The 4663-nt window shown below is 34.1% G+C and carries 5 protein-coding genes; 1 reads left to right on the top strand and 4 read right to left on the bottom strand.

Translation table 11 applies throughout. The annotated features are described in order from the left end of the window. A partial coding sequence (locus tag V7266_RS25340; RefSeq protein WP_335472019.1) for an IS3 family transposase occupies positions 1-203 on the bottom strand: 203 nt, incomplete at its 3' end. 29 nt (positions 204-232) lie between these two features. Next, positions 233-757 (bottom strand): helix-turn-helix domain-containing protein, encoded by a 525-nt coding sequence (locus tag V7266_RS25335; protein WP_335472017.1) that lies wholly within the window; start codon positions 755-757, stop codon positions 233-235. Between the two features lie 449 nt (positions 758-1206). On the opposite strand from V7266_RS25335, the gene V7266_RS25330 reads away from it, so the two are divergent. After that, positions 1207-1620 (top strand): very short patch repair endonuclease, encoded by a 414-nt coding sequence (locus V7266_RS25330; protein WP_335472016.1) that lies wholly within the window; start codon positions 1207-1209, stop codon positions 1618-1620. 67 nt (positions 1621-1687) lie between these two features. On the opposite strand, the gene V7266_RS25325 is transcribed toward V7266_RS25330, so the two are convergent. Together V7266_RS25325 and V7266_RS25320 are read right to left on the bottom strand one after the other, a co-directional pair. Further along, entirely contained in the window at positions 1688-2875 is a 1188-nt protein-coding gene (locus V7266_RS25325) for a DNA cytosine methyltransferase (RefSeq protein ID WP_335472014.1), read from the bottom strand. A 113-nt stretch (positions 2876-2988) separates the two neighbouring features. Further along, entirely contained in the window at positions 2989-4548 is a 1560-nt protein-coding gene (locus tag V7266_RS25320; RefSeq protein WP_335472013.1) for a restriction endonuclease FokI C-terminal domain-containing protein, read from the bottom strand. Positions 4549-4663 lie beyond the last annotated feature (115 nt).

Raw genomic sequence — 4663 nt, 5'->3', positions numbered from 1 at the left:
CCATTGATGGTTTTTCGATCGTGGTGGACCCCTCTTTTTTCTAGCTCTTTTGTAATCCGGCGATATCCATAACGACCTTTATGTTCATGATAGATCTCATTGATAGCTTCTTTTACTTTCTTATATTTATCAGGGTGATTTAACCGTTTTTCCCAGTAATAATACGTGCTGCGTGGAATGTCAGCGACTTTAACTAGATCCACGACTTCATACTGTTCCTTTAGTTCAAAAATTACTTGCGCTTTGATTTTGTTTGTAATTTTTCCTGCATTTGAACTAAAGCATTCAACTTTTTTAGGTAGGCGTTCTCCATTTCTAAACGCTTGATTTTTTCTTGTAATGCTTCTACCGATCCTTCAGCTGGTGCTGGATTCTTAAGTTCCGATTTCTTTGTATCTTCTTTCATGGATGGACGCCCCTTTTTATTGGATTTAAGGGCATCTAATCCTTGCGTTTCAAGTATCAGCTTCCAATTTAAAATGGTACTTGGTGCTGGAATATTGAAAATAGCAGCTGTTTCATACAGAGACGTCCCTTGTTCGTTCATGTAATTGAGTACGTCTAGTTTAAACTGAACTGTATAGTTTGTATAGTTATTCAGTAATCCTTTCTCACCATGATATTGAAACTGTAGAACCCATTTTTCAATTGTGCTTTTAGTTATTCCATAGATTTCACTAAGAAATCTATATCCTCCTTCATTATTTAAATATTTATGAACGACTTCTAATTTCTTTTCGATTGTAAATTTGGCCATAAAAAAACACCCCGTAAATGTTAGTTGCGTGTCTAACATTTACGGGGCAGTTCAGCTATCTAAAAGATATGCAAGTCCTTTTGTTTTGCTTTATGCTTCTTGTTGTCTGGTATTTCTTTAGGTTTCGCTCAGCCCAGTTTGTTAGGTTTGATTGGTGAAGCGGATTAAATATTGCCAGCTATTTTATACTAGGTGTTATTTCTTCAAAGGCACCCCGGAAGAAGCAACTTTCACAAGAATTACTCCTCATTTATAGTTAGCATACAAAAACTAATAAAACGTTTGGTTAATTTTTTCGGGACCGTATGTACCAAGGAATTCAACAATTTAATTAAACGGTTAATTAATCTTTTCACTTATTTCTCAAAGAAGTTAAAGAATATTTTGTTTATTTTTCCTTTATTTGGGTAACTAATAAATTATTTAACATTTATTTGGAAGTGACTTTTATGGCTGACAACCTGACAAAAGAGCAAAGAATTAAAAATATGAAAGCAATTAAATCACAATCTGCACTTGAAAATAAAGTTACTAAAGCACTTTGGAAATTGGGTTTTCGCTTCCGAAAAAATGTTAAGTTACTAGGGAAACCTGATATATCCATAAGTAAATACAAAATTGTTATATTTATTGACTCTTGCTTTTGGCATGCGTGCCCTATTCATGGAAACAGACCTAAATCGAACCAAGACTATTGGGATAAAAAACTTGATAGAAATAAAAAGCGGGATCTTGAGGTCAATGCATTTTACAAGGAAAAGGGTTGGAATATATTAAGGGTCTGGGAACATGAATTCAAAGAGGATTTTGATAAAGCAATAAATAAAATAGCAACCTTTATTGGTGAATCGAAGCTCCAGTAAATCATAGTTTTAATAAACTAATACCCCATTAATTAAAGAAGCCTCCTTATAGGAGGCTCTTTCTGGATTATTCTACATCTAATACAAATGCCTGCTGCTGTCCTTCTTCTGGGCTTGTAATTACCTTTGCTTTAACTTTTGAAGTGGAATTTCTTTTCTTTTTCTTCTCACCGGTTAAAAGCATCTGACTTAGTTCATCTTCCCATTTTGAAGGGACTGATTCATATACTATCCCTGCAAAAGAATTCAATATTGCTTCTACAATAATTTTTGCACCAACTGGAGGAACAGCCATTCCGACTTGTCTTCTAACACTTTCCTTGCCACCCAAAAATTCAAAATCATCTGGAAAAGTTTGTAATCTAGCTCTTTCTCTATTTGTTAAAGCTCTCGGCTCACTATAGTGGTACATATGAGTACCCCCTCCGCCTGAACCAGTTACCGTATATGCGGGCTCCTCTGGGTTTAGCCTTTTATATATATTTGATAACCTGGCCCCCTTAACATTTAACCTAAGATTCTCAGGTATTGCCTCTGACCAGGCATTTCCTCCTGGAGGAATATGATTTAGCATTTCAATAACTTTCTTTTGATGTGATGTGAACTCATGATTAAATGCATCTTCTGAAATTGGAGGTTCTTCTATGGCTTGTTTAGAAGTTCTAGGTTTATTCAAATATTCACTTGGGGGTGCGGGTACTTTAAACTTCCATCCTAAGTCTTTTCGAATTCCAACAATTATAATACGTCTTCTCGCTTGTGGAACCCCATATTCTTCAAACTTATAAAGATGAGGTGTAATATTATAACCTGCTTCTTCCATTTCCCTAAGTATTTGGATAAATGCATTACCTTCATTTGCAGATTCTAGTCCCCCAACATTTTCAGCAATAAACCACTTTGGCTTATGATATTTTAAAACTTTTATTCCATATGAGTACAGTGGACCATACTTACCTTCTAACCCCTTTGATTCACCTACAATACTATAATCATTGCATGGAAATCCAAATGAAAAAGCATCTATACTTTCTAATTTAGTAATATCGAGTTCCCTAACATCACCCTGTATCACTGTATCAGGTCTATCAGGACATATATTATGACGGAAAGTTTTGCAAGTTGCTTCATCATAGTCGTTTGCCCATACATGCTCAACTCCGTATTCCTCTCCGTTATATGTGAATCCAGCCATTTTTGCCCCTAGAGACAAGCCGCCAGGTCCGCAAAATAACTCTCCTTTTCTAAATATCATTTTTCACAACTCCATATTCGTACTCTTGTTCGATATTTTTATTATACCTTACCTTCTATAATGTTGAAAATAACAAGTCTTTCCTAAAAAAATAGACCTCTGCAATACAGAAGTCATAATTTTTCAATATCCTGGAGTTCAATTCGTGAGTTACTAGTAAACAATCTATGCAATTTATGATGATCTATAGATTTTATCATATGTTTTTGTAAGATACTAACTAGATTATGTGCTGTTAATACGCATCCATTTATTTTTGATTCACTAGAAACTTTTCTTATTTGATCGGATATATTCTTACCGAAACCATCTGCAATATACATAAAAAATACAAGATTCTCTGACTTTTCTATAAATGTTGGAATATAATTTTTTACCATTCTATTTTTATGATCGTTTGATATACTATAAGCCCTATACGCCTTAGTATCAATAATTCCAGAATAACCGGAAGGAGAATTTACAAGAATATCAGGATGCAGTGCATTACTGCCCACATGCGCAGCATCGAATCCTAACTGTATAAAAATATCCTTTGTGGCAATCTCAAATTCTGTTGCTAATTCTGTTCCACTGATAGCCATATTTAAATAACTAGTTTCAAAGGCACTAAAAGTATCTGGCCTAAAGCTCTCAAGTGCTTCCTCCACTTGATTTACAGTATATCCGGTATTTTCTGCTATTTCTCTTATCAAGGAGATTGTAGTATTCACTATAGGTTTTAAACCTGCTATATGCAGGAAATCACTTCGTATTCTCCTTATCCTATACATTTCATCTGTAACTACTTGTCCGCCAAAGTTTCTATTATCTCTATTGCCTCCCGGAGCTAATCCAAAATGCCTTTGGAATATTTCATTACCAAAAGGATGATTTGGGTTAAATGACCTTAAGTCAGAGCCGTCACTTAATATTCGGGAAACTTGTTCTTCCATCTCTTTTTTTATGTAAATTACACCTTTATCTCCCCTAGTGATAATTTGAGTGTATTCTAAATAGTTAATGAATGTATTTGCAATATCCTCTAGATATGATAACGTGGCTTTCCTTGACCTTACCCCTGTTGTACTACTGGTATAACTTTGGTCAAATGATTCAGTTAAAATTGAGTCACCATGTTCTCTATAATCTTGAATTCTTGAAATAACCTGTTCAACACACCTATTTGATTCATTTTCCCCTTCAGTAATTACAAATCTTCCTATTTCCTCCTTATTTAAAGCTTTAATTCTCGTATCTGATAGTAATTGGAGTAAAAAACGAAAAGGACGAACTTGAAATCTATAATGTATATCGACTCTTTTTCTTGTTGAGTAAGGAGAAGGATATTGCAATTTCATTAACTGATTGGTAATAATCGGTACAGGCGGTTGCCCTGATAGTAGAGCCTCACCAGCTAAAGTTGTCCTTATAACATTTAATTTTGTATCAATAAATATTAGACCAAGATTGTATAACCAAGATTCATATGTTCTAGCCCCACCACCTCTTTGGTCTCTTCGATGTCCTTCTCTTTTTAGACCATATCTCTCAAGTTCCTCTTCAAAATTCAAATGCCTATCCAAATTCTGTCTCCATACATCCCCCAAATTTTGAAGAGTAAATAGTGATAGAATGTCTACTACTGGGTATAACTTTCGTTTATTTCGCGGTATATGCCAATTATTTATCATTGTTCAGACCCCTAAAATGGAATGATTAGTTATTATTACCATTACAATAAAATTATACTAAATCCATGATTAACTTGGTTACATTTTTTATAATAAAAAAAACCCTCATCAATAT

Origin of the sequence: Neobacillus drentensis, from assembly GCF_036965645.1 — a bacterium.
GTDB classification, from domain to species: domain Bacteria; phylum Bacillota; class Bacilli; order Bacillales; family Cytobacillaceae; genus Neobacillus; species Neobacillus drentensis_D.
Note: the sequence above shows the minus strand (reverse complement) of the source record. Positions and strands in the feature narration are given on the sequence as shown.